At 63.9% G+C, this 24,066-nt stretch carries 21 protein-coding genes and 1 tRNA gene; 18 read left to right on the forward strand and 4 right to left on the reverse strand.

The window, feature by feature from the left end; all coding sequences use genetic code 11:
• Positions 1–106: 106 nt before the first annotated feature.
• The 3 genes from C1927_RS06240 to C1927_RS06250 are packed head-to-tail and all read right to left on the reverse strand — an operon-like array spanning position 107 to position 4,456.
• Positions 107–2,878: a TonB-dependent receptor gene (locus C1927_RS06240; RefSeq protein ID WP_108746194.1), complete on the reverse strand. Its 2,772-nt coding sequence runs from the start codon at positions 2,876–2,878 to the stop codon at positions 107–109.
• Positions 2,879–2,888: 10 nt separating this feature from the next.
• A complete protein-coding gene (locus C1927_RS06245; RefSeq protein WP_108746195.1) occupies positions 2,889–3,857 on the reverse strand; it encodes a FecR domain-containing protein in 969 nt (322 codons plus the stop codon).
• Positions 3,854–4,456, reverse strand: coding sequence for a sigma-70 family RNA polymerase sigma factor (locus tag C1927_RS06250; protein WP_174208676.1), 603 nt, complete (start codon positions 4,454–4,456; stop codon positions 3,854–3,856). The genes C1927_RS06245 and C1927_RS06250 overlap by 4 nt, the downstream gene beginning before the upstream one ends.
• A gap of 162 nt (positions 4,457–4,618) precedes the next feature.
• Between C1927_RS06250 and C1927_RS06255 the strand changes: the two genes are divergently transcribed.
• The 6 genes from C1927_RS06255 to C1927_RS06270 all read left to right on the forward strand — a co-directional run bounded on the left by C1927_RS06255 (position 4,619) and on the right by C1927_RS06270 (position 11,053).
• Complete coding sequence (locus tag C1927_RS06255; RefSeq protein ID WP_108746196.1) at positions 4,619–7,504, forward strand: autotransporter domain-containing protein; 2,886 nt, start codon at positions 4,619–4,621, stop codon at positions 7,502–7,504.
• A gap of 74 nt (positions 7,505–7,578) precedes the next feature.
• Positions 7,579–8,583, forward strand: coding sequence for a 2-hydroxyacid dehydrogenase (locus tag C1927_RS06260; protein WP_108746197.1), 1,005 nt, complete (start codon positions 7,579–7,581; stop codon positions 8,581–8,583).
• A 36-nt stretch (positions 8,584–8,619) separates the two neighbouring features.
• Positions 8,620–8,695, forward strand: a tRNA-Thr gene (locus tag C1927_RS06265).
• A gap of 240 nt (positions 8,696–8,935) precedes the next feature.
• The gene (locus C1927_RS21325) at positions 8,936–9,766 is read left to right on the forward strand and encodes a hypothetical protein (protein WP_159095303.1); all 831 of its coding nucleotides are present in this window, start codon (positions 8,936–8,938) and stop codon (positions 9,764–9,766) included.
• A 195-nt stretch (positions 9,767–9,961) separates the two neighbouring features.
• Positions 9,962–10,318: a hypothetical protein gene (locus tag C1927_RS21330; RefSeq protein ID WP_159095304.1), complete on the forward strand. Its 357-nt coding sequence runs from the start codon at positions 9,962–9,964 to the stop codon at positions 10,316–10,318.
• 81 nt (positions 10,319–10,399) lie between these two features.
• Entirely contained in the window at positions 10,400–11,053 is a 654-nt protein-coding gene (locus C1927_RS06270) for a DUF2971 domain-containing protein (RefSeq protein ID WP_159095305.1), read from the forward strand.
• Positions 11,054–11,359: 306 nt separating this feature from the next.
• Here the strand turns inward: C1927_RS06270 and C1927_RS21335 are convergent, their stop codons facing one another.
• Positions 11,360–12,262, reverse strand: a complete 903-nt coding sequence (locus C1927_RS21335) for a hypothetical protein (protein WP_159095306.1) — start codon at positions 12,260–12,262, stop codon at positions 11,360–11,362.
• Between the two features lie 379 nt (positions 12,263–12,641).
• Here C1927_RS21335 and C1927_RS21340 point away from each other — a divergent pair, with 379 nt between their 5' ends.
• The 12 genes from C1927_RS21340 to cyoA all read left to right on the forward strand — a co-directional run bounded on the left by C1927_RS21340 (position 12,642) and on the right by cyoA (position 24,066).
• Positions 12,642–13,241, forward strand: coding sequence for a hypothetical protein (locus C1927_RS21340; protein ID WP_159095307.1), 600 nt, complete (start codon positions 12,642–12,644; stop codon positions 13,239–13,241).
• A 256-nt stretch (positions 13,242–13,497) separates the two neighbouring features.
• The gene (locus tag C1927_RS21345; protein ID WP_159095308.1) at positions 13,498–13,713 is read left to right on the forward strand and encodes a hypothetical protein; all 216 of its coding nucleotides are present in this window, start codon (positions 13,498–13,500) and stop codon (positions 13,711–13,713) included.
• The gene (locus C1927_RS06285) at positions 13,710–14,189 is read left to right on the forward strand and encodes a hypothetical protein (protein ID WP_079221106.1); all 480 of its coding nucleotides are present in this window, start codon (positions 13,710–13,712) and stop codon (positions 14,187–14,189) included. The genes C1927_RS21345 and C1927_RS06285 overlap by 4 nt, the downstream gene beginning before the upstream one ends.
• 91 nt (positions 14,190–14,280) lie before the next feature.
• Entirely contained in the window at positions 14,281–14,721 is a 441-nt protein-coding gene (locus tag C1927_RS06290; protein WP_159095309.1) for a hypothetical protein, read from the forward strand.
• 351 nt (positions 14,722–15,072) lie between these two features.
• Entirely contained in the window at positions 15,073–15,753 is a 681-nt protein-coding gene (locus C1927_RS06295; protein WP_079221108.1) for a VWA domain-containing protein, read from the forward strand.
• A gap of 17 nt (positions 15,754–15,770) precedes the next feature.
• Positions 15,771–16,511 (forward strand): PP2C family serine/threonine-protein phosphatase, encoded by a 741-nt coding sequence (locus C1927_RS06300; RefSeq protein ID WP_108746202.1) that lies wholly within the window; start codon positions 15,771–15,773, stop codon positions 16,509–16,511.
• A gap of 4 nt (positions 16,512–16,515) precedes the next feature.
• Entirely contained in the window at positions 16,516–17,943 is a 1,428-nt protein-coding gene (locus C1927_RS06305) for a DNA-binding protein (protein WP_108746203.1), read from the forward strand.
• The gene (locus C1927_RS21590) at positions 17,940–19,622 is read left to right on the forward strand and encodes a TonB family protein (RefSeq protein WP_216821170.1); all 1,683 of its coding nucleotides are present in this window, start codon (positions 17,940–17,942) and stop codon (positions 19,620–19,622) included. The genes C1927_RS06305 and C1927_RS21590 overlap by 4 nt, the downstream gene beginning before the upstream one ends.
• A 299-nt stretch (positions 19,623–19,921) precedes the next feature.
• Complete coding sequence (locus C1927_RS06315) at positions 19,922–20,446, forward strand: hypothetical protein (protein WP_108746204.1); 525 nt, start codon at positions 19,922–19,924, stop codon at positions 20,444–20,446.
• A 551-nt stretch (positions 20,447–20,997) separates the two neighbouring features.
• Complete coding sequence (locus C1927_RS06320; RefSeq protein ID WP_079221112.1) at positions 20,998–21,354, forward strand: hypothetical protein; 357 nt, start codon at positions 20,998–21,000, stop codon at positions 21,352–21,354.
• Positions 21,355–21,461: 107 nt separating this feature from the next.
• On the forward strand, positions 21,462–22,712 hold the full coding sequence (locus C1927_RS06325) for a hypothetical protein (protein WP_159095310.1): 1,251 nt from the start codon (positions 21,462–21,464) through the stop codon (positions 22,710–22,712).
• A gap of 304 nt (positions 22,713–23,016) precedes the next feature.
• Complete coding sequence (gene cyoA, locus C1927_RS06330) at positions 23,017–24,066, forward strand: ubiquinol oxidase subunit II (RefSeq protein WP_108746206.1); 1,050 nt, start codon at positions 23,017–23,019, stop codon at positions 24,064–24,066.

The following is a 24,066-nucleotide window of genomic DNA, read 5'->3' on the forward strand; positions in this document are numbered from 1 at the left end:
AAGCAGCCGAGCATGGCTCGGCTCTACAGGAGGTGGGGCAGCCGAGCATGGCTCGGCTCTACAGGAGGAGCGGCAGCCGAGCATGGCTCGGCGCTACAAAAGCAGGTCAGCGGAACTGCAGGGTCAGCAGGAAGTAGCGGCCCAGCGGATCATCCAGCCCGGCCATCTGCCCGCCGCTGCCAACCAGGTAGTTCACCGGCGCGGTGTCCAGCACGTTGTGCACGTCCAGCGCGGCCACCACGCGCGGGCTCAGCTTGCGTGCCACGTGCAGGTTCCAGCGCAGCTGTGCCGGATTCATGCAGCGGCGATCATCGTGCTGTTGCTGCGGGCAGTCCTCACCGGCCAGCCACGCACGCGTGCGGCCGACGCGGTTGCCACGCAGGGCGATGTCCCACGAGGGATTCTGCCACTGCACATTGACGATGCCGGCGAACGTGGGCGTGGCGTGGCCGCGCAGGTCCACCGCTTGGCCATGCGCACGGTCCCGGCGCAGTTCCTGCTGCTTCAGGCCATCCAGCGAGAACAACCACTGGCCATCGCGGCCGGCATCGATGCGGTATTCGCCGCGCAGCACCCAGTTGCGCGAGGTGGTGCGGCCGATGTTGTCGAACGACAGGCGCAGGTCGCGCAGGCGGCCCTGCTCATCCAGTTCCCACGTGTCGGGGTTCCACAGTGCATCGCTTGGCTGCAGGGCGAGGATCTCGTTGCGCAGCTCGACGATGTTGTGGGTCAGCGACAGCGAGAACGCGTCGGTGGGCGTCCAGCTGGCCGCCAGCGAATGGCTGCGCGAGGTCTCGGCGCGCAGTGCATCGTTCTCCACCACATCCACTTCCACCGCGCAGCCACCGCCGCGCAGCGGCAGTGCGCACGGCGGCAGGGTGTCCGATGCGGGCAGCGCCAGCAGGCCGAAGTAGGCCGGCGGTCGCCGCCGCTCGAACAGGCTGGGCGCACGGAAGCCACGGCCGCTGGCCAGCAGGAACGACCAGTGCGGGCTGGGGCTCCAGCGCAGGCCGGCGCGCGGCGAGAACGCGCTGTCGCCATCATCGCGGTCCAGCCGTGCCGCCAGGTCCAGGCGCAGTGTCGAGGCCAGCGGCAGGCCGACTTCGGCGTAGGCCGCACTGCTCGGCCGCGACAGCCGGCGCTGCTCCAGCGGCAGGCCCAGCGCCAGCTCGCCCTTGCCCAGCAGCGGGTCGGGCAGCGACGTCCAGCGCTCCTGGCGCAGGTCGATGCCGGTGGCCAGTTGCGCCTTGCCGCCGGGCAGGTTCATCAGTTCGCGCTGCACGCCCCACCAGCCCTGCAGCTGGCTGGTACGGCCGCGGTTGCGGATGTCGGGGAACAGTTCGTCGGCCAGGCCCGGTGGCAGCGTGGAAAAACCGGGCAGGAAGTCCAGCGCGAGCGCAGCCTCCAGCAGGCGTTCGCTGCGCACGGCGCCCCCGGTACGCAGGTCCACCTGGCTGCGCTGCGCGCTCAGGCCGGCCTCCCAGCTGCGGCCACTCTGGTCGCGGCCGATGCCCACGGTCAGGTCGCCTTCGCTGGCCCGCACCCGCGGCTGCACCTCGCCGCCCTCCTGCAGCACCACGTTGAGCAGGGCGTTGCGATTGAAGTTCAGTGCGACTGCGGTCGGCCCCAGTTCGAATCGCTGGCGGTTGTGGCTGGCGCGCGCCTCCACATAGGCATAGCGGCCATCGCCACGCTCGTGGCGGTAGCGCAGGTAGCCGGCCACGGTGTCCGATGCTGGCTGCAGCGAACGCGGGCGCACGCTGTCGTACCAGCAGCCATCCTCTTCCTCCTGCAGCGGCGCGTGGCATTCGCTGGCGGGGTAGTAATCACCGTTGGCGAGGATCAGCCCGATCGGGTACAGCTCGCTGTCGGCATGCCAGCGGCGGCGGTCGCCTGCGACGTGGCGCAGGCGGTGCAGGTCGAGGCCGGCGAACCAGCGGTCACCGTTGCCGCGCACGCCGCCGGTGGCGGCCTGCACGCGGTGCTGGTCGCCGTCGCCGCGGCTGCTGGCGCCGGTCTGCGGGGTGGCCTCCGGCCCGTCGGCCTGGTCGCGCAGGATGATGTTGACCACGCCGGACATCGCGTCGGCACCGTAGATGGCCGATGCACCCCCGCGCACCAGTTCGATGCGCTCGACGAAACTGAGCGGAATGCCGCCCAGGTCGGTCAGGCCACCTTCCTCCAGCGACACCATCGGGTAGCGCGGCAGGCGGCGGCCGTTGACCAGGAACAGGGTGGCGCGCGGGCCCATGCCGTCCAGGCTGGTGGTGGCGGCGGCGCCCACCGGCAGGTACAGCGAATCACCGCCGCGCGAGGTGCTCAGCGGCGGGTGGCCGTTCATGCCGGGCAGGTGGCGCAGCAGATCGAACAGCGTGCCGTAGCCGCTGCGCAGGATGTCCTCGCGTTCGATCACCGTCACCGGCAGGGTGGTCTGCACCGAGCTGCGTGGCAGGCGGCTGCCGGTGACATGGATCGGTGCCAGTTCCACCTGCGCCGGTCGCTGCGGTCGCGGCGGCGGGGCCGGCACGACCCGGGCCGGCGGTGCCGCAGCCACGGCATGGCGGCGCAGCACGAAGCCACCACTGGGGGTGCGCAGGATGTTGACCGGCTTGCCGGCCACCAGCGCTTTCAGTGCAGCGGCAGGTTCCTGCGGGCCCTGCGTGCCAGGGGTGCGCAGATCGGCCAGTTCGCGTGCATCGAACACCAGCGCCTGGCCGCTTTGCCGTGCCCACTGCTGCAGCGCCGGCACCAGTGGGCCGGCGGCGATGCGGTACTCGGTGGGTGCGGTGGCGGGTGCATCTGCAGCGGCCGTGGCGCCGGCCAGGGCAAGCCACAGCAGGACCATCAGGCCCTGTCGCAGTGCCCCGGGGCTGGGCATCCGCGCCGCCTCAGTAGGTGCGGCGCAGTTCCAGCGCGCCATCCTTGCGCGGCTGGCCAGCGATCGACCACCCCAGTTCCAGGGCGGACAGCAGTTCGTGCGCATCGCCGGCACGGAAGGTGCCGCTCACCGCCAGGTCGGCGATGTCCGGGTCGGCGATCACCAGCGGCGTGCTGCCGTAGCGGTTCATGCGCTCGACCACGGTGGACAGCGGCGTGGCGTCGAACACCAGCCGGCCCTCGGGCCATGCTTCGGCGGCGGCGGTGGTGGACAGCTGCGGGCCGGGCTGGATGCGGCCGGACGGCGACACCTGCAGCTGCTGGCCGGGGGCCAGCGTGTGCTGGGCGCTGCCGCTGGTCACTTCCACGGCGCCTTCCAGCAGCGCCACTTCCACCCGGCCATCGGTCAGCCGCTCGACCTGGAAGGTGGTGCCGATATCGCGGATGCTGCTGCCGCCGGCCTGCACCCGCAGCGCGCGCGAGGATGCGGCCACCTGCAGCTGCATGCGGCCACGCTCCAGCTCCAGTTCGCGCTTGCGCCAGCCGAAGCGGGCGCTCAGCGTGGTGCCGGCATCGAGGGTGGCGACGCTGCCATCGGCCAGCGTGCGCACCTGCGGCTGGTGGCTGGCGTTGGCGTAGATCTGCGGCGTCGGGTTGCCATCGGTGAAGACCATCCAGCCGATGCCCACTGCCAGGCAGACGCCGGCCGCTGCCGCCACCGAAGGCAGCCAGCGGCGTACCGGCACGCGGGCGGCACGGCTGGCGGCGGTGCGCAGCCACGGGTCGCCGGACAGGCCGGCACTGCGCTGGTGCAGCGTCTCGGCCTGTGCCCAGGCGCTGACGTGGGAAGGGTGCTCGGCCAGCCAATCCTCGAACGCTTCGCGCTCGATCGACGTGCAGTCAGGGGCTTCCAGCCGGGCCACCCAGGCGCTTGCGCGCTCGAACAGCAACGTGTCATCCATGTAGGCGTCGCGGGTCACTCACTATCTCCATCAGTGTGGAGAGGATTGCTGCCCAGCTCCTTGCGCAGGCCCTGGAGGGCACGGGCGATGTGTTTTTCCACCGTCTTGGCGGTGATGCCGCAGTGCCGGGCGATCTGTGCGTAGCTCATCCCGGTGATGCGGTTGAGCAGATACACCTCGCGGGCACGTTCGGGAAGCTTGAACAGTGCCTGTCGCAGCAGCGCGATCATCTGGCCGGATTCTGCCTGACGCAGTGGATCGGGAGAAGTGCCTTGAGGCTCCTCGCTGCCATCGCGTTCACCCAGCGGCAGGTGGCTGCGCGCCTGCGACGAGCGCCCGCGGTCGGCCAGGCGGTTGCGGGCGATGCGGTACAGCAGCAGGCGCAGTTCGTCGGTGCTGTGCCCGCGGTAGCGGATCAGCCGCTCCATGCTGTCCTGTGCAATGTCCTCGGCATCGTCCGGGCCGACGCCACGCATGCGCAGGAAAGCGCACAGCGGCGCGCGTTCCTCGCGGATGAAGGCGATGAAGGCATCCGGAACCCCGGCCGGGTCCGGCGCGCGACGGGGCAGGGGGGAGGGGGCGGACAGGGGAAGGGCCTCGAACGACGAACGCGTCATCGAGTTTTACAAGACGATGACCAAAGGGGGAAGTCCGTGTCGTATGCCAATGCGTTATGTGAACGCATTCAGATTTTCGTGCGCGATGCACTGGGGGAGATCGGCGCGCTGCGGCGTTCTGCTTTCGTCCCGCGTGGTGCGGGTTTGGAGAGAGAGACCGCAATGAAGCATTCGAAGTTGAGCCTGGCCCTGGCCGGCCTGGTGGGTATGGCAACGCTGGGCGCGATCGGCAACGCAGGGGCGATGAACTACCACGTGCAGGACGACCGCGTCGTCCTCAGTGGTGGCGTCACCTTCGCCGACGTGGTCGCGCTGCCGGCCCTGCTGGCCAAGGCACAGGCCGAAGGCCGGCCGATCCGCGAAGTCGTGCTGCGCACCTCCAACGGTGGCGCGCTGATTGCCGGTGAGTGGCTGCAGGCCATCATCCGCACCAACGGCCTGGATACCATCGTGTCCGGGCATTGCATCTCGTCGTGCTCGATCATGCAGTCCGGCGGCGTCAACCGTTATCTGGCAGGCGATCTGCCGACGGTCGATTCGGTGCAGATCCACGCCGCCAGCAGCGGCGGCCGCATCACCTACGCGCCGTCGCCGCGCATGACCCAGATCTACACCGACAACTACGGCGGCGGCATGGATGCCGGCCTGCTGCACAAGGCCATGTATGAAGTGGTGGCGCCGAACGGCCTGCTGGTGTTCCGCGACCCGGCCCGCACCAACGGCACGTCGGTCAGCTTCGATCCCGATGGCAGCGGCCGCAGCCTGCAGCTCTTCCCGGGCCAGGACATCTACAGCAACAACATCATCACCGAGGCCGGTTACCGCAACCCCGGCGATACCCTGACCGTCGCCGGCAACGTCAGCGGTGACATCAACCCGGGCTACATGTCCACCGCCCGCCAGCTGCAGGCCTTCGTCGAGGACGACTTCTCGCGCTGGAACGATGCCGGCTACGCCACCACCTACATCAACCTTGCGGTCAGCATCTACAACGCCGCCAGCGACGGCCCCAATGGCATCGGCGATGCCTCGGTGCAGGACTACCTCAATGACCCGGGCATCCAGCAGCTGCTGCTGGGCAAGCTGCGCCTGGGTGAACTCGATGCCTCCGCGCTGGCCAACTCGGCCGGCGTGATCCGCGTGGCCAAGGGTGGCACCTGGCGCACCTCGGCCACCACCGGCGCCGATTTCATGCTGGTCGACGGCGGCACCATCGCGCTGGAAGGTGGCGCGCTGCGCGCACCGGAAGTGCGGGTGATGCCTGGTGGCATGGTGGTCGGCCACGGCGACATCGCCTCGCTGGAAACCGATACCGATGCGCTGCTCGGCGCGACCGGCCCGTCGCTGCGCGAGGACGGCTTCAACCGCCTGCGCGTGTACGGCACCCTGATGCCGCGCGGTGGCGACCTGGTCACCCACGGCTACGTCAACATCATGCCGGGCGGCAACGTGCTGTTCGATGTCACCGAAGCCGGTGGCAGCGATACCGGCCGCCTGCGCGTGGGCACCTTCTTCGACGGCGGGCAGACCGATGGCGCGCTGGTGATCTCGCCCGGCGCGCACCTGGAGTTGAACGTCGCCCAGGGCTTCTATGCCGGCAACTACCAGCGCGAACTGGTCACCGGGCCGATCTACGAGGACGGTTTCGCCGACGCCGTGCGCCTGGGTGATACGGGCTACAGCGCCAGCATCACCGACAACGAAGTCTTCCGCCCGCGCCACAACTCGCTGCTCAGCTTCAACATCAACCAGACCGAAGACGGCCTGTCGCTGACCGCCAACCCGGGCTTCGACCAGCTGGCACAGCTGACCGCCAGCAACGGCAACCAGAGCCTGGGCGTTGCCCTGGCCGCGGCGGGTGACCGCCAGGATGCCCGCCTGAAGTCGCTGCTGGGCGCGCTGCAGTTTGCCGACCGCGATGTCATCGCGCAGCAGGCCGGTGCCCTGCGTGGTGACGGGCACGCCAGCCTGCGCCTGGCCGACAACGCCCTGCTGGGCAGCATCGGCAGCGTGGTGACGCAGCACCAGGCCGGCCTGCGCAGCGGCAGCGGCGATGCCGGCGGCCTGGCGGCGCAGGCGGCGCAGTCGGCTGCAGCGCAGCCCGGCATGGCCAGCGGCAGCCTGTTCAACCAGCTGGCCATGCATCTGGTCGAGCCCGCCGCGCAGGCCGTGGCCGGTACCGACAGCGGCGCCGGTGCGCGCAACCACGGCTTCTGGGGCCGCGGCTTCGGCAGCCATGGCCGCATCGACGGCGAAGGCGGCGTGGCCGGCCTGAGCCACACCGTGGGCGGCATCGTGCTGGGCGCCGATACGCGCGTGGCCGATGACCGCGTGAGCCTGGGCGTGAGCGTGGCGGCGGCGGACATGTCGACCAAGGCGCGCGATGGTTCCGGCTTCACCGGTGACGTGCGCGCGCTGGATATCGGTGGCTACATCGATGCCACCTACGCGCGTGGCTACCTGTCGGCCGCCGTGCGCTACACCGACCTGCGCCACGACACCCGCCGCGGCATTGCCGGCATCGACGGCCTGAACGATTCGCTGCGCGCCAAGTACAACAACGATGCGATCTCCGCGCGCCTGGAGCACGGCTTCAGCTTCACCACCGGCAACGGGCTGGTGGTGCAGCCGCTGCTGCCGGTGGTGGACTACGCGCGCACCTCGGCCACCCGCTTCAACGAAGGGCAGGGCGCGGGCGCACTGGCCGGCCGTGGCGAAAGCCTGGAAAGCATCCGGGTGGGTGCCGGCCTGCAGCTGTTCAAGACCTTCAACCGTGCCAACGGCGAGCGCATCACCCCGCGCGCGCGCGTGGTCTGGCAGAAGGAACTGGGCGACACCCAGGCCCGCTACAGCACCGGCTTCGCCGCGGCCCCGGACCTGGTGTTCGGCAGCAGCAGCCAGACCCTGGGCGAACAGGTGCTGGCCTGGAACCTGGGCGTCACCAGCCGTGCCAGTGACCGCCTGTCGGTGATGGTGGACTACGTGGGCGAGCGCCGCGATGGCCAGGTACAGAACGGCGTGATGCTGGGTCTCGGCTACGCGTTCTGAGTAAAGGGCGCACCGGCGGCAGCATTGCCGCCGGTGCGCTATGGTCTGCGCAGGATTCCCGTGCAGGCCCGCCCATGCAGATCGCCGTCTTCAGCGCCCGTCCCTACGACCGCCGCTTCCTGGAAGAAGCCAACGCGCGCGATGGCGCCGGGCAGGGCTTCCGGTTCGTCCACTTCGATGCCACGCTGGACGTACACACCGCCGCGTTGGCGCAGGACTGCGCCGCCGTCTGCGTATTCGTCAACGACCGCCTTGATGCCCCCGTGCTGCAGGCCCTGCACGCGCTGGGCGTGCGCGCGGTACTGCTGCGCTGTGCCGGCTTCAACAACGTCGACCTGGCCGAGGCCGCGCGCCTGGGCCTGTTCGTTGCCCGCGTGCCGGCCTATTCGCCCGAAGCGGTGGCCGAACACGCGCTGGCGCTGGTGATGACCCTCAACCGGCAGACCCACCGCGCCTACAACCGCGTGCGCGAAGGCAACTTCATGCTGGATGGTCTGCTGGGCCGCACCCTGCACGGGCGCACGGTGGGCATCGTGGGCACCGGCAAGATCGGCCTGGCCACCGCGCGCATCTTCCGTGGCATGGGCTGTACGGTGCTTGGCCATGATCCCTATCCGTCGCCGGACTTCGCCGGGCTGGGCGAGATGGTGGCGCTGGACGAACTGCTGGCGCGCGCGGACATCGTCTCGCTGCACTGCCCGCTGACCCCGGACACCCAGCACCTCATCAACGACGCCTCGCTGGCGCGCATGAAGCCCGGCGCGATGCTGGTCAACACCTCGCGTGGCGGCCTGGTGGATACCCACGCGGTGATCCGCGCGCTGAAGTCGCGCCGGCTGGGCCACCTGGCCATCGACGTCTACGAGCAGGAAAGCGCGCTGTTCTTCCAGGATCTGTCCGGCGAGATCATCGACGACGAGGCCTTCCAGCGCCTGATGACCTTCCCCAACGTACTGGTGACCGGCCACCAGGGCTTCTTCACCGTGGAGGCGCTGCAGGAGATCTCGGCCATCACCCTGGGCAACCTGGCTGATTTCGCCGCCGGGCGGGCCTGTGGCAACCGGGTAGGGGCGGATTGACCAGCGGGGTGGGCTACCCGTAAAATCGCCTGCTCAGCCGGAATAGCTCAGTTGGTAGAGCGGCGCATTCGTAATGCGTAGGTCGCAGGTTCGACTCCTGTTTCCGGCACCAGTTGTAGAAAAGCCCCGGCCTTGGTCGGGGCTTTTTTGTTTGTGGTGCGTTGGAATTGATTGATTGGTGAGGGATTTGTTGCCGGACAGACTGCTTGCTCGGCGTCCCTGCTACTAGTTGCGGATGGTACGCATCCTTGAAGCTCATGCAGGGAACGGTCCGTAATCCGGCTTCCGGTAGCCTTATGATGGAATTCACGAGCAGCGCTACCGTTGCTCCCCCATCAGAGGGAGGGGATGGATGCCTCGTAAAGCCATCTGGCGACCGGCCAAGGCCAAGGAGTACCCTGCTCTTGGGGTATGCGTGTACTGCGGTGCAACGGAAGGGCTTGAAGACGAGCACATTTTGCCGGAGAGCCTGGCCGGGGACGCATTGGTTCTACCGAAATCAAGTTGTCGACCTTGTGCATCGATGACAAGCGCTTTTGAGGCACGCTACACAAAGCAGAGTATCGGTATCTTTCGCGAAGTCATTGGCGCTCCGACAAAGCGGCCACGAAAGCGTAAAGACAACGTAGGGCTTTGGCTTGCAGATAGAGTGGATGGCGAGATTCGCCCGCTAGGGCGAAAGCAAGACTGGGACGTCGACCTCGTGCCAGGATTGTACATAGCGCTCACGATGCCACTTCCGACCATCATCAGTGGTGCAGAGAACACTGAAGCGCTTGATTGCCAGTTGTGGACTTGGGGTAGTTATGACCCAAAGTTCTTTAGTGGCTTTCAAGAAGGAGGCAGTGCTCATATCGGCTCGATTCATCCTGAATCATTCTTGAGGATGCTTGCAAAGATTGCGCACTGTTTTGCAATAGCTGAACTAGGAGTCAACTCATTCGCCCCTCTCGTGCTGGACATCATCAAGGGCGATGAGCCTCTGTCTAACCGACTGATCGGTTGCTGGCACGAGGAACTGCCACCGAGCGACGCGCTTCACGAGATTCGCGTCGATTGGGTCGACGGTGAGGCGGGTCGTCTACTCGTCTGTTCGCTTAGATTGTTCTGTGCGATTGGATCACCGCGCTACCTGATAGTGGTAGGGCTGGAGCGCGCTGGTGCAGGCGCTGGTCATCTGTAGAACTACTGGCAACGATATAGTTTTGATCGCTATTGCAGTGGCACATAAGTGCAAATCAGACTCATCTCTGTTTGAAGGCATCATTAGGCTTTTGGACGGAGTGGCTGCAAGGACAGGAACTCGGTGGACCAGTTCTTCGCTGACGGATGTCGCGAAATTAGATGTGCGTGAGAATTGCAGACTTAGGGTGGAACTATGGATGTTATTGCCATCGATCATGTTTTGTACGAAATGCCAGTTAAGCTTGCAATCGATGGATCTCTCGCGATATACGGAGATGTCGCTCCATTGATCGAACTTGACATGGCACTGGACGCTGACCATGAAGAGACTGCGAGAAGGCTTGAAGACATTGTTATTTACGTGCATGCGCAAGGAAGGTCGATGCTGACCGTCTTGGTCGTGCATAAAGGTGGGGGTAACAACCCTGGGGAAGGATTATTCTCTGCTGCTGAAAAGATACGTTTTCTTATTGGTTCTAGACGGGATGTCGAAAGGATCATCTACTGGGTTAATCAGGTAACGTTGGTGCACAATCAATGGTCAATTTAGAGATTTATTTGACTAATTTCCACTCAATATAGATTAGTCGATATGTCAGATATAAAGAGTTCTGGTTCTATCTATCGCATCATGGACTTCGCGCGTGTCGTTGAGCTTTTTGACACTAACGAACTGTATTTTGCCAATCCTTCAGAGTGGGACGACCCATACGAGAAGAGAGGCATTCCTCTGAGTGGTGGAGGGGTCTTCGCACAGTGCTGGTGCCAGCTTGCGGCCTCGGACGCGATGTGGAGGATCTACTCACAACATGGCATGGGTGTCAGGATTTCTACTTTCCCGGCGAAGTTGGAGGAGCAGGTCAGGGCTGGAATCCTGAAGGATGGCCTTAGATGGAGGGGCGGGCCGGTTGCGTACCTTCCTCAGTTCAAGTTAGACGAAGATTGTAGAGCCTTGGCAGGAAGGCTGCGAAGGGATTTCAAAGCCAAGCACGCGGTGGAGATGCTCTACATGAAGAGAGAGGCTTTCCAGCATGAGAGTGAGTGGAGGGCGGCGGTATATCATCCAGGAAAACTAGGTCACCATAGCGAAAAGGGTATTAAAGTGCCTATTGACGCGCATGGTTTGGTTAACCGAATACTTCTGGATCCTAGGGCGCCGGATGCGCTTGTTGATGCATTTAAATTCTATTTTGAGAAGAAGCTGAAGTTCAAAGGAAGAGTGGGGCGCTCTGTTCTCTACAAATCGCCAGAGCCTCTCGATTTTGACGACGAAGAGGATGTGTAGGGGCAGGCGATCTTGATCCAAGCGTTGCCTCGCATTCTGTCCGGAGGTGGCTCCATCGCCACTTACGGCCCCGCCCGGTGTCATCCGTGCCCACCAAACGCTTCGCTCTTTCGTCGGAGCCCCGGGGTAGCCCCTATGAGCTCAGGGGCGCTCAGGTTCTACGAAGCGGCAGAAAAGGCACTCTAGCCTACAAGGTGCGCCGTTCAGGTGCGCCTTACCGACCTCGAGGAAATCCTCGCTGCTGTGAACTTACATTGTAAGGTTGTCTCGAATAGCTCTCCTGGTCGAATCATCACGCCCGAGAGCCTACCTTTTGATGCGATCGTGGAGCTTGATTGCGTAGCTGAGCTCGCGTCCGGGTGCAACGCGTTCCGCTTCAGTGAGGGCGGAATTCCCCTGAATAATGTCGACTCCTAATTCAGCCAGCTTCGCAAGCTTCAGCTTCGCCGTCGATTCGAGTGTGGTTGCAACAACCTTGATAAGTCCACTGAGGCTTCCACGCTCGTGCTTTATCTTCTGCAACCTCATATAACTGCGGTACTGCTCCATTAGGTCGGTGATCTCCTCCTGCAATTCCCCGTCAGTCCATCGAGATGTGTCGAGGTTCCTTATCCAGCGTCGTAGCGATCTCTTCATTTCCTGTAGCTCTGAGTCCTGTCGAAGGTGAATGATGTCCTGAAAAGAGGTGCCGTCGCCGGGGATAGGGAAGTTGTTAAGCACTACACGTGCCGTTCGAACTTGAGAAGTCTCTCTGCTTATATCATCAAATGAGTTTGGCGAAACTAGTGCTGTTGAGATCGTTCTTCCCTCATTGTTGGTCGCAATTGCGCATGCTCTGATAAGGAATGCGTCCCTAGCTTGAATGGCCCTCTGGAGCTCGTTCTCCCAGTTCTGGTCGCGGACTTTGCTTGCGAGCAATTCATCGATTCTGTCGTCTGATCTCGTGGCGTCGCTGTAGGCTGAAAGTATCTTTTCGTCGGTTGATGTGTCGCTGGGGAGTCGTCCTTCAATAATTATCCCCTCGTCAACGAGGTATTCAAGCTCTGCGGCGCGTGTAAGCCTTTGGTGTCGTCCATGACGTAGTTCATGGATCGCTTGATTTAGGTGAAGTAGTGAAACCTTGTCGTAAAAGAGGATTTCCTTCTTCAGCCAGTCGTTGCCCGCCATGTGTAATGCGGCGCTTGAGACTCCATGGTGTTCAATCGTCATCATGTTGATCCCGAACCTTTGTTAATGCCGTGAGATGCTCCGTGCCCGGAATGCTTCTGTCCAGGTAAGTGAGGACTCGAACTGTATCAGGGGCGTAGGTCAACTCGGTAAGTAGCCGCGGACGATCCGCATCCAAACATCGCCTCGCATCCTTTCCTAAGTTGGCTCTATCGCCACTTATGGACAGGTTGCCTGATGTCATCCGCCCTTACCAAGCGCATTGTTCTCACAGCTGAGCCCCGAGATCGCCCCTACGAGCTCAGGGATGCTCAGGTTCGTAGTTTGATCCTTCGCGTCCAGCCCTCAGGGCACAAAGCTTGGATCGTGACCTGGGCGCACGGTAAGCGTCGTACGTTAGGGTCGGTCGAGCACCTGACGCTTGATCAAGCCCGCGACCAAGCCCGGCAAGCGCATGAGGGTGGACTCAAGCTGCCAAGTTGATATCTCGGGCGTCACCGACGCACTTGCCTTGGACTTTCAGGAATTCATGGAAAACACTGCGGGTCTGGCTGGGCGCTGTTTTCAGGTGGTCAGGGAAGTGTCCTACGTCCTGATGGATTTACGCTTGGGGCACGAAGTTACCATTGGAGATGTCCTGCTTCCTGATGGTCCCTACGTTTCACTTAGTCGTCAGCGCTTAAAAAGGGATCTTCGTGCGGGGTACCGGATTGATTGCGATGAGAGCGGCTACCCGGTAGGCGTTCCGGCCCACGCACACGCGTGGATCACGTTGCAGGATGGTCAGGTTATTGATGCGACGGTTCTTTCTTCCATGAATCGGAGAGCGGGTCTCGAGCCGCTGTCGTTTCAGGACATTATCTACCATGATCGTCATCCGGCGAATATTCATCATCTTCCTTTAATGACAGGCTTTGGATACCACGGGGAAGTTCTGACCCATCCGCTAGATCGGTATTTCGATATCTATCGAAGCTGGTTCGTTGACCATTCCGATTTCATGGCTCGCATTGCAACCTGAGCCTTGACAGCCACATGCATCATTGGACTCGTGTGTTTTCAAAGATGTACTTGCCAGCCATGGGCGCGCGGGACGACCAGGAGGGGTCTCCTGTAGTGCCGACCGCTGTTCGGCGGCACGGACTTTCGACCCCCGTGGTTGCCCAGATCCGTCCTCTCAGGCACTTTATTGTTCGCGCTGTACCTGGCCTGGACACCGTAGCTGGCTTTGCTGCGGCCATCAGAGTCTTTGCGCGATTGCGTGCGATGAATACCCTGTGTCGATCCGCTTGGGAAATTTCGGAACCGAATCCGGAACCTTCATGAGCGAGCGGTGCAATCGCGGCAAGAAGCGCGTCCGTCCCACCGTGTTTGTTTTGGCTGACCTGCCGCTGCATGTCATAGGGCCAGATCGCTCAGCGCTCATGCTGAGGGGCGAACTCAATGTGCAGCGTCCCTGGTCTGCAATCACGCAGGAACTTCAAAAATCATGATGGTGTTTCTCATCGAATCCTTTCGCCAATTTGTTCTTCGTGGTCCGGTGATGAGGGGGCTGCGCATCTCGTTGCGCTTGCTGGTTCTAATGTCACTCTCGGGATGTGCCGCGCAGCCAGACTTCGATGCATGTAGATATCGTGGAAACGCTGCTGGTGAGAAAATCTGCTCCATTTCCTACATCTATCTGATGTCACATCCTGAGAAATTTGACAGTAGGGATGTCGAGTTCTTTGCCTGGGTTCGAGTCGTTGACGGCGCCGCCCTCGTTTTTCCTACAAGGGAGGCAATGGAGGATGGTGAGTCCGTTTCGTCCATGGTCATCTATGGGGATGAGGTGGTATCCAGCCTCCGTCAGAGGAATCTTGCTGCCAGAGTTGTGATCAGAGGTAAATTTCATCTATCCAAGGGCAGGGCGGACCCTCTGGATATCGACCGGATTGGCGTCATTCAAGATGCCAAAGTCCTGCCCTAGACTGGGCGCTGGGTGCGCCAATGCAGGATCAGTGCTGGGGTCTTGGCTGAATCAGGTCTTTGCGGTAGCACGCTATCGAGGGTTGTTGCCAATGGGAACTGACGAATATGCCTTTCTTGCACATCTGCTTGAAACAGGTGTGCTGGCTGTCGGCAACGAAATCGACCCTGCTCAGGCAGATGCCTACTGGTCGGGAGAAATCGGGCTTCCTATGCCGATTGATGCCGACGTCACCGCTTATTTGACCCGTGCCGATACCGAGGCGCTTATTGCTGCCGCCCTCTGGGTCGTGCGCAACCATTTTTTGTCCGGCTCCCACCCTTCGCTGCACATGCGTCTGGTCCACGGGCTGTACGCGCAGGGTCGACTTCACCGATCCGAGTTGCTGGGGCTGCTCGCGCTGTTGTCGTACCGGCAGCTGGATCAGGAGTATGAAGCGATCTCCTTGCTTGCGATGGAGGCATTGGATGAGGGACGGCTGGAGGAGGGGCTGGATCTGGTAGAGCCGATGCTGCGTGCCCGTATCCCTTGAAGTGTCGGAGCTGGTAGCGCCTGGCCATGCCCGATGGAACCTGTGGGCACCCGTAGTGCCAACCCATGGTCGGCCGCCGTGACTGCTGGATGCAGCCCGCTCCGCTGTCGCATCTGCACCGTAAAGGCGGTCTTGCCCCTGGATGAATGATCCAGGAGGGTGGTACCGGCAAGGAATCAGTTCGCTGTCCATAGCGCCGGGGCCGCTACCGATTCCAGGCACACCGGGATATGAGGCATGCGGTGGCGCGTTGTATCGGACGTCGGTTCATGGCATCCATCCGCCCCCTGTGCCTATACTCGGCGTAACCGCATGCAGCGGCCCGATTCCATAGCACGGAGGCTTACCACGATGTCCATTGGCGCGATTCCTGACGTTTCGCTGGTCGATAACAGCGAACAGCGCACGCCGCTGATACTGGTGCTCGACTGCTCCGGCAGTATGGGGGGCGGGCCGATCGAACAGCTCAACGCTGGCCTGAAGCTGCTGGAGAAGGAGCTCAAGGACGACGTGATAGCGGCCAAGCGCGTGCGCGTGCTGCTGGTGGAATACGGTGGCATGGACACTGCCGCCGTACGTGGTGACTGGTGTGATGCAATGGATTTCACCGCGCCGGCGCTGAAGGCCAACGGCACCACCCCTACCGGCGCGGCGGTGGAGCTTGCCCTGCAGGAAATCGAAGATGAGAAGCAGCGCTTCCGTCAGGCTGGCGTGGCCTACACGCGGCCATGGTTGTTCCTGATGTCCGATGGCCAGCCGACCGATGCCTGGCAGTCGGTGGCCGAGCAGTGCCGCGGTGCCGAGGAACAGAACAGGGTGGCGGTTTTCCCGATTGCAGTGGGCGATGCCGATCTCGGTGTGCTTGGCGAGTTCAGCCGAAATGGCGAGCGCGGGGTGAAGCGCTTGCAGGGCCTGCAGTTCAAGGAGCTGTTCATGTGGCTCAGCGCGAGCATGCGTGTGGTGTCCAATTCGACGCCCGGCGGGCAGGTTCAATTGCCGGCGACCGATAGCTGGTCGCACGCGCCGGTCTGACCGTGGGCTGGCGAGTTATGGCTGCCTCGGCTACGGGGCGGTCGCACGTTGATCGCGGGCAGCCCTGCCAGGACGCGCATGCCGCCGTATGCAACGGCGCGCTGCTGGCGGCGGTGGTCTGCGATGGTGCAGGTTCGGCCTCGCACAGCGATGTCGGGGCGCAACACGTGTCGCGTAGCGTCGCTGCTGCGGTGGCGGCGGCACCCGCCTTGGGCCATGCACCACTGGCGGTGCCCGTGGACGTACTGCGGCCGATCATCGAAACGGCCATCGATGACGCACGCGGTGAACTGGCGCTGTTGGCTGCCGGACGTGGCCTGCGCCTGTCCGATCATGCCTGCACCCTGGTAGGGGTAGTAGCCGATGCGCGTGGTGGCTGGTTCTTCCATGTCGGCGATGGGGTGGCCGCGTGCGCGTTCAACGATGAATCTGCCGATGCAGTGTCGCTGCCGGCCAATGGCGAGTATGCCAACGAAACCTGGTTCGTCACCGGAGCCAGTTGGCGGCAACAGTTGCGGCTGACCCGTTTTGAAGGGCCGGTGCAGGCGCTGGTGCTGATGTCCGACGGCGTGCAGCCCTTTGCGATGACGCGCCGTGGGGACACCTTGTTCCAGCCGTTCTTCGCGCCGGTGCTGCGCTATCTCTCTGCCGTGGATGAAGTGCATGGCAGCCAGGCTCTGCAGGCGACCTTGTCCGACCCGCGCACCGATGGCATTACCGGTGACGACAAGACCCTGTTGATCGCACTGCCGGGCTGAACACATGCCTGGGCGCAGTGGAGAAACCATCTTCGACCAGCGGCGCCAGCCGCTGACCCTGCTGCGCCTGCTCAAGAGCGGTGGCGCCGGCAGTGTGTTCACTCTGCAGGAGCGTCCGCGCGAGGTCGCCAAGCTTTATCACTCGGCCAAGGATGCGCCGCTCTACGAGCGCAAGTTGCGGGCAATGCTGGAACTGCAGCCGGATCTGCCGACGCTTCGTGAGGGTGGGCGCGAACGGGTCCAGATCGCCTGGCCGACCGGCCTGCTCCGTGACCGTGGCGGGCGCTTCATCGGCTTCAGCATGCCGATCCTGGACGTGTCGGCCACCACCGATCTGGAGCACGTACTGCAGGAACGGCAGGCACGTGCCGCAAAGTTGCCCACTGGTCTGGGCGCGAAGATGACCCTGGCTGCGAATCTGGCCGCAGCCCTCGCGGCCTTGCACCGCTGCCAGCACTACGTGGTCGATCTCAAGCCGCTGAATGTACGCTTCTACCGCGATTCGCTGTACATCGCCATGCTTGATTGCGATGGCTTCAGCATCCAGGGCAAGGGCGAGCGTTTCCCGGCCGGCCAGGTGACCACCGATTATCTGGCGGCCGAGTTCCAGCAGCGTGGGGTCAAGCCGGGCGAGGAAGAGGCGCAGGATCGCTTCGCATTGGCAGTGATCGTATTCCAGCTGCTCAATTCGGGGCTGCATCCGTATGCCGGGCGTCCCCAGGGTGCCGACGTGCCCAACGACCTGCCTGGGCGCATCGCTGCGCGGCTGTACCCCTATGGCCGGCGTGGCAGCAGCCGCCTGTTGCCCTCACCGGTCAGTGGCCATGAGATGTTCCCGCTGGCCCTGCGCGATCTGTTTGACCGCGCTTTCTCTGCGCAGCCGCAGCACCGTCCATCGGCGCAGGAGTGGTCGTCGCTGCTGATGGGCTACGCGCAGCGGAGTGGCGGCCAGTTGGTGGCGTGCAGCAAGGAGGCCAGCCACCAGCACTTCGCCGGGCTGCCCTGCGCGGCATGCGCGCGTGCCGGCCTGGTCGCACGCAGTGCGCAGGTAGCGCGGGTGGCACAGCAGGCGAAGGGCGGCAAGGGCCGCGGTCGCAAGCGGAAACGTACCCGCACGGCCTCGCCCCTGCGGCAGCCGGCAGCCGCACGTCCGTTAGCGAGGCCCGTAGCGAGGCCGGCAGCTCCTGGCGCTGCCGCTACAACCAGTCAGCTTCCCGGCCTGGGGTCGCGGGTGACGATGGCGGCGGTTGGCACCCTGTTGCTGGGCTGGGTGGCCGGCTGGGGCATGCCGGCCTGGCGTGCCTACAGCGAGCTGCCCTCGCCGGGCTGGTGGGATGGCTTTGAACTGGCCGTGCAGTCCGGCATGCTCCTGCTGGGCGTGCTGTTCTACATCGTGTGTGTGCCGGTCTTGATCCTGGGGAAGCGGCCGTGAAGTGGCTGGGTTGGCTGGCCGTGCTGCTGGCGGTTCTGATTGGCCTGACGCCGTTGTGGGCGTGGCTGGGCAGTCTGGTCTACTCCGCGTTTGATGTGCTGGGCCACTTGGGTGCCCGCCCAACCATCAGCGATGGCCGCGCTGCCTTCCGCGCAGCGGTGATGCTGGGCGGCACGGTTTCGGTGCTGTCGCTGCTGCGCGTGGCCTGGGTGGACCGGTCCGGCGATTACCTGGTGGCGGCGCTGATGCTGGGTCTGGCTTTTGGCGTAGTGGTGGTGTTCTCCGGTGGCGAACGCCCTGCTGATCGCGACGGGCCACGCGAGGTCTACGTCGGGGCGAACGACCTGGCGCGTGATCAGCGGCAATGGAGTTCGCGCGAGGCATTCGAGCAGAGTTCGCTGCAGACAGTGGAAGCGGCGATGCGCGCCGGCGCCCGTGGAGACCTGGTGGAGGTCGATCACCTGTTGAGCGAGCTGAAGACATCTGCCCAGCTGTGGCCGCGCGCGTCTGACCATGCGCGTGAATACGCGCGCCTGCGCGACCAGTACAGCGCAGTGGTGGACAAGATGAACGCACTTTCGCCGCCCAGCCGCAACGGCGCCACCGATCGCAGTGTGCTGGATGCAAGGCGGAGCCCGGAATACAAGGCGCTGGACGCGGAATCGACCGAACTGCTTCGGCAGATGTGGGCCGCTTCGCCACGCCGCCCGGCCATCGCCCTGGCGCTGCTGACCGAGGACATGAAAGCGCTGTCGATGCGAAGCTTCTTCGGCAGGCGGCAGCCGCCCCCTGCGTTGGACGAGTTGCCACTGCAGGAGCGCGTCTATCGGATCCAGACCCTCCTGGACCAAGTGCTGGCCTACGCGCCCAACGAAGCTTCTGTGTGGAAGGCCTACAGCGATGTGATGGCCGACCAGGACGAGGAACTGGCGCTGGGCGCGCGCGTGGTGGCCGGCCAGTTGGAACAGCGGCTGCGCAGCGGCGTCGACGAGCGTGACTACCTCAATACCGGCTATATCCTGCTGGGCAGCGACGTGCGTCTGGCGGCCATCATGATTTCGAGCGGCTCCAGGGAGCGCTCCCGGATTCTGGAGGCGCGGGCCCGCGTGCTGCTGGGGCCGGTTGCCGACAAGGCTGATGACGGTGCACGTGATGACGCCAGCAACGACACTGCGGCTTCGCCTGGCCCGACGGAAGAGCCGGGCGTGCCAGTGGTGTCGGTGATGCCACTCGTGGATGAGCCCGGCGCAGAGCGTGCACTGCCGCCGCGCGGAACGCTGGCAGATGGCACCGGCTTGTGGGTGCCGCCGCGACCCAGGGCGTCCGCAGCCCCAGCGCAGGAAGACGGCGTGCCGGCAAATGTGGCGGAGGGCGATCAAGGAACGCTGCGGTTGGATCTGGCCGCAGCCGGCTTCATGCCTGAGCCGTTGCCGCCTCTGCCGGCCGGCGTCGTCGTTGCCCACCACGCGCGTGTGTTGCTGGTGGTTGATGTCTGGGAGGACGGGCGGGTGACCTCGGTCCTTGTGCAGAAGAGCAGTGGCGTCCTCGCGCTGGACCAGGCAGCGCGGGCGGCGGCGGCCGGCTGGCGCAGTGCGGGCAAGGTGCCGGCTGGCGGGGAGCGGCGAGGGGTGGCAGTCGAGTTCCTGCCGCCGCGTGTCGAGCCGCCTCTCCTTCGCTGACCGGATTCATCCGCCATGGCCACGGGGAGTACAGGAAGATCCAAGGTCGTCAGACCCCGGCCGCGTATCCGGCAGAAACAGCTGTAGTGCCAGCCCATGGCTGGCAGAGCCGAAGCCAATCACCTATCGCGTCCTGTACGCTGAATCCCCCATTGCGTCAGATCGCCCCAGGCCATCAGTCTTCCCTGCTTCCCGTCGCGCTGCTTCATACCAGCTGATGGAATCAGTTCGACCGCGCCCAACAGGGTGCCGCAGGCAGCTGGCCAGTGAATTATCTTGTAAGCGAGAGGATGTGATGTATGACGACGGTCATCGGTAAACCATCGACCCTCGCATTGGAATACTGCATCACGAGTGCCTCGATGATGATGGGCTATTCCCGATTCTGGCTCGGCAATGCATCCCTGGGCAGCATTGAGGAGCTTGTCTATCTGGACGGCTATGTGATGGGCTGTCTGCACGACTTGCGTCGAAAAGGGACTCTGCATGCACGTTACGCGCACTTGCAGGGGGCTGCGTTGTTTCATGCGCTCGATGATGATCTGCGCCTGAGCGATCAATGTGCGGCAGCTGATTCTCGAGAGGACGCTTATTCCTATCTTCTTCAGTGCGGCACGTTGTTCGACGTTTATACGGTCTTCGCCTACCGCAACGAGACGGGCGCGTTCTGCGTGCTATGGCGTCTTGAATCGCCAGTTGAAGATTTGCCATATAGCGACCTGGCAGCGGCGACCCACGAAATTCACTTCGCTGAGTTCACTGGCGAGCAGCTCAACGCGGTCATCGAGCAATTCGCGCAGGTGATAAATGCGACACCCAGTTGAATTGGCTGTCGCTTCCGGCACGGTAAATCGGTCGATTGCGTCAGATTGCCTCAAGCCACCCGTCTTTCATGCATTCACTCACGTCGCTTCATACAACTAGTAGTAAGCGAGAAACGTCACGCACCTGGCCGGTTATCGAGCTTTTTGCGGCTCCACGTGTCGCATAAGCCTCTACGCCAGTCCGCTCGCGACTTCCCTTGTCGTCACCGCCACTGACCCCGCATGCAACACTTCCCACCGCACTCTCGATTCCCTCCGAACCTTTCGGATTTTTCTCATTGAATCGAACGTGCAGGCGTAGACAACATGGCGCGCCACCGAAAAAGGGTGGCCGGGTGTGCAAACCCGAGCATAGCTGTAAACGCTTGCCAGCCGGCACCGTCCTGAAGCGGTGCCGGCTGGCAATCCGTCGGCCTTTATGGCGGGCGGTGCGTGGGGATCTTCGGATCCGCCGGTCAATGGTAACTCTCTGTCCCGGTTTGCAACCCGCACCGTCCGCCACCCGCCTCCGCGCGGTGGCGCTGTCAAATACAGCCACGGAAGCCGATGCCATGACCACGCGCAAGAACCCGCCGCTCCATGTTGTTGATGCCGTCAACGACGATGAAGACCCCACCTCCGATATCAGCACCTTCCAGGGCTGCCTCACCCGCATCCGGGATGGCGAAGGCTCCGATGGCATGCTCTGGCCAGAAGAAAACCTGTCCGACGGCCGCAGACAATCCTTGGCACGTATCGACCGTGCGGCCGTGGCGATCCTCACGGCGGCGGAGATGCTGCATGCGGCCAACCGCTGCAAGACCATGGCCACGCCCCGCCGCCACCTCGATGAGGGCGTGGTGGAAGGGCTTTTCTTCGCCTGCCGCGAGCTGGCGGAACTGGTGTGCCGGGAAATCAGGCCGTCCTGACGTCCTGGCGGGGCAAGCGGGATCGTATACCCCCGCTGTCCTGGCCCGGGGCTGCCTGATACGCTGCGCCAGCGCGCCCCGTCGCGGGGTCTCAGGGATCGTGTGCCATGGCATCAGGGAATGTGTTGCGCCGAACCATCTTTGCCGCAGCCCTTGTGGTTCCGGTAGCGCTTCCTGCGCTGGCATGGGCCGCGCAGGAGGCCGAGACCACGCGTTTCGTACGGGAAGCGCGGCAGCTGGAAGCCGCTCCACTGCAGCCCGGTGCGCAGGACATGCGCCGGTGGCTGCTCGACTGGACGATGGAAACGCCGGATTATCAGGTGATTATCTGCCCGGTCCTTGGGCTGCCCGAGACCGTCGATGAGGAGACCTCGATCGCTCCGGAAATACTCGCGCAGCAGATGTTCGGAAATCTGGCCTACCAGATCACGGAGGGCAGTGACGGCGACGAGGTGGACCGGCAGGTGGCCGGCGTGGAAAGTGCACTCAAGGCCTACGCGGTGTTTTTGAAGGCTGATCCCTCGTTGAAGATCCCGGGCGTGGATCACCTGGCTGCGTTGCAGAAGGCCGGCACCCTGCGCGCGCATGTGGCGGCGGTCCTTGAGGAAAAGTGCAGCGGCGATGCTCCCAGGGAAACCCTGAGACTGGACGCGGACTATGCAGCGCCGCCTGTCCGGGGACCGTTCCTGGGGGACTTCCTGCGCGGCACCAGCGTGGTCTACCCGATGCAGGTGGGCCAGTGGCACGCAGTGGATGAGCGTCGGTACGACGATGTGCTCGGTGGCGCTTCCATCCGCTTCGCGCGGCCGGGCGACACCAGCGGCTGGATCGACCTGTATTTCTATCCCGTCGGCCTGCAGGAGCCGGCCGAGCAACAGACGATGGCCGAGGGCGAGCGCGAGTCGCTGCTGGACGCGCGCAAGGAATTGATGGCCAGCGAACGGGACATGTCCGCGCTGCAGCGGCTGGTGGTGCCGGTGGCCAGTCTCGGCACCGGCGGACCGGCGCGGGTGGACGCGAACGCGCTGGACTTCAGCTACAGCAGCAAGGGCAAGGCGTACAGCTCGGTGATGATCTTTGCGGTTGACCGCATGTACGCCATCAAGCTGCGCTACAGCGTGGAGGCGGCGACAGCCAGCCGCCAGCAGGCGCGCCGGGAGGCAGAGGCGTTCTTCAGGACGATGCTGTCGGGCGTGCAGGTCAGCAGCTTCGGAACCTGCGGCCGGGTACCTGCGGCGGATCAGCTGCGGCTGCGCGCCGGCTGCGTGGGCGTCGATCCGCTGCTGCCGGTGGTGGGGGAGGGCCAGCGCGAGCTGCGCTTCGAGTACCCCGCGCCCCATGGCGCTGCGGCGCGGTAAGGGGCGCCCAGCCATGCAGCCGGACGACACGCGCCTTGGCTGCATCCCTGAATACGTTCATCGGGCTTTGCCGATTCCGGCATCCCCGCCCCCTGCGCACCCGGTGCGACAACGTGTCGCAGCGATATCCGGCCACTTCCTGCGCTGGATCATTGTCAATGCCCTTCTTAAATGTTGCGTGACGGCCTAAAATTGAAAGGCTGACTCGACCCCACCTCACTGCCTGTCTCAACCGCAGGCGGGACCGGCTTTGGCCGGAGCGGGCAGGACGGGGAACGGCATTCCCTCGCAATTGGATCGACCGATGATTCCGTTGAAAACCCTTGGGCGCTGGTTGCGCCCGGGCCTGCTGCTGTCGTTGCTGGTGATGCTCACCGGTTGCGATGCAGTGGCCATCCTCAGTCCGAAGGGCCAGATCGGCCAGGATGAGAAGACCCTGCTGATCACGGCCACCGTGCTCATGCTGCTGGTCGTCATCCCGGTCATCATCATGACCCTGACCTTCGCGTGGAAGTATCGCGCCTCCAACACCAAGGCCCGCTACGAGCCGAAGTGGTCCCACTCGACGGCGATCGAGGTGGTGGTGTGGTCGATCCCCTGCATGATCGTGCTGGTCCTGGCGGTGCTGACCTGGCGGTCCTCGCACGCGCTTGACCCGTACAAGCCGCTGGAATCGGACGTCAAGCCGGTCACCATCGAGGCGATCTCGCTGGACTGGAAGTGGCTGTTCATCTATCCGGAAGAGAAGGTTGCGGTCGTCAACGAGATCAAGTTCCCGGTCAACACCCCGCTGAACTTCAAGATCACGTCCGACACGGTGATGAATGCCTTCTTCATCCCGCACCTGGGCAGCATGATCTATTCGATGGCGGCGATGGAGACCAAGCTCCACCTGATCGCCAACGAGACCGGTGAATTCCCGGGCATGTCCTCGCACTACAGCGGCCTGGGCTTCGCCAAGATGCATTTCACCGCGTATTCGGTCACCGATGCCGAGTACCGCCAGTGGCTGGACCAGGTCCGCGCCGGCACGGAAACGCTGGACAAGGCCACCTTCAAGGCCCTGGGCGAAGCGAAGAACTCCGAGTGGTACCCGGTCACCTACTACGGCACCGTGGAAGAAGGCCTGTTCAACTGGGTCCTCGCCAAGCACATGGGTGACAACAGGCACTACGGCATGAAGCACGAGCACAAGGCCCCGGCCGACGGTGCCGCTGCCGAAGGCCACGACGCCCATGCGGGTCACGAGGGCCACGAAGCCCACGGTGACGCTGCTGCCGCGCCGGCCGAACACGCCGGACATAACGCTGACGAACACGCGGGCCATGAAGGCCACGCGGGTTCGGGAGAATGA

This window comes from Stenotrophomonas sp. ZAC14D1_NAIMI4_1 (assembly GCF_003086775.1).
GTDB lineage: Bacteria > Pseudomonadota > Gammaproteobacteria > Xanthomonadales > Xanthomonadaceae > Stenotrophomonas.

Coding starts and splice junctions, on each gene's coding strand:
- C1927_RS06240 (WP_108746194.1), bottom strand. CDS start 2,878: ATGCCCAGCCCCGGGGCACTGCGACAGGGCCTGATGGTCCTGCTGTGG.
- C1927_RS06255 (WP_108746196.1), top strand. CDS start 4,619: ATGAAGCATTCGAAGTTGAGCCTGGCCCTGGCCGGCCTGGTGGGTATG.
- C1927_RS06320 (WP_079221112.1), top strand. CDS start 20,998: ATGACCACGCGCAAGAACCCGCCGCTCCATGTTGTTGATGCCGTCAAC.
- C1927_RS21330 (WP_159095304.1), top strand. CDS start 9,962: ATGGATGTTATTGCCATCGATCATGTTTTGTACGAAATGCCAGTTAAG.
- C1927_RS06295 (WP_079221108.1), top strand. CDS start 15,073: ATGTCCATTGGCGCGATTCCTGACGTTTCGCTGGTCGATAACAGCGAA.
- C1927_RS06290 (WP_159095309.1), top strand. CDS start 14,281: ATGGGAACTGACGAATATGCCTTTCTTGCACATCTGCTTGAAACAGGT.
- C1927_RS06325 (WP_159095310.1), top strand. CDS start 21,462: ATGGCATCAGGGAATGTGTTGCGCCGAACCATCTTTGCCGCAGCCCTT.
- C1927_RS06250 (WP_174208676.1), bottom strand. CDS start 4,456: ATGACGCGTTCGTCGTTCGAGGCCCTTCCCCTGTCCGCCCCCTCCCCC.
- C1927_RS06305 (WP_108746203.1), top strand. CDS start 16,516: ATGCCTGGGCGCAGTGGAGAAACCATCTTCGACCAGCGGCGCCAGCCG.
- C1927_RS06285 (WP_079221106.1), top strand. CDS start 13,710: ATGATGGTGTTTCTCATCGAATCCTTTCGCCAATTTGTTCTTCGTGGT.
- C1927_RS21335 (WP_159095306.1), bottom strand. CDS start 12,262: ATGACGATTGAACACCATGGAGTCTCAAGCGCCGCATTACACATGGCG.
- C1927_RS06260 (WP_108746197.1), top strand. CDS start 7,579: ATGCAGATCGCCGTCTTCAGCGCCCGTCCCTACGACCGCCGCTTCCTG.
- C1927_RS06315 (WP_108746204.1), top strand. CDS start 19,922: ATGACGACGGTCATCGGTAAACCATCGACCCTCGCATTGGAATACTGC.
- C1927_RS21325 (WP_159095303.1), top strand. CDS start 8,936: ATGCCTCGTAAAGCCATCTGGCGACCGGCCAAGGCCAAGGAGTACCCT.
- cyoA (WP_108746206.1), top strand. CDS start 23,017: ATGATTCCGTTGAAAACCCTTGGGCGCTGGTTGCGCCCGGGCCTGCTG.
- C1927_RS06300 (WP_108746202.1), top strand. CDS start 15,771: ATGGCTGCCTCGGCTACGGGGCGGTCGCACGTTGATCGCGGGCAGCCC.
- C1927_RS06270 (WP_159095305.1), top strand. CDS start 10,400: ATGGACTTCGCGCGTGTCGTTGAGCTTTTTGACACTAACGAACTGTAT.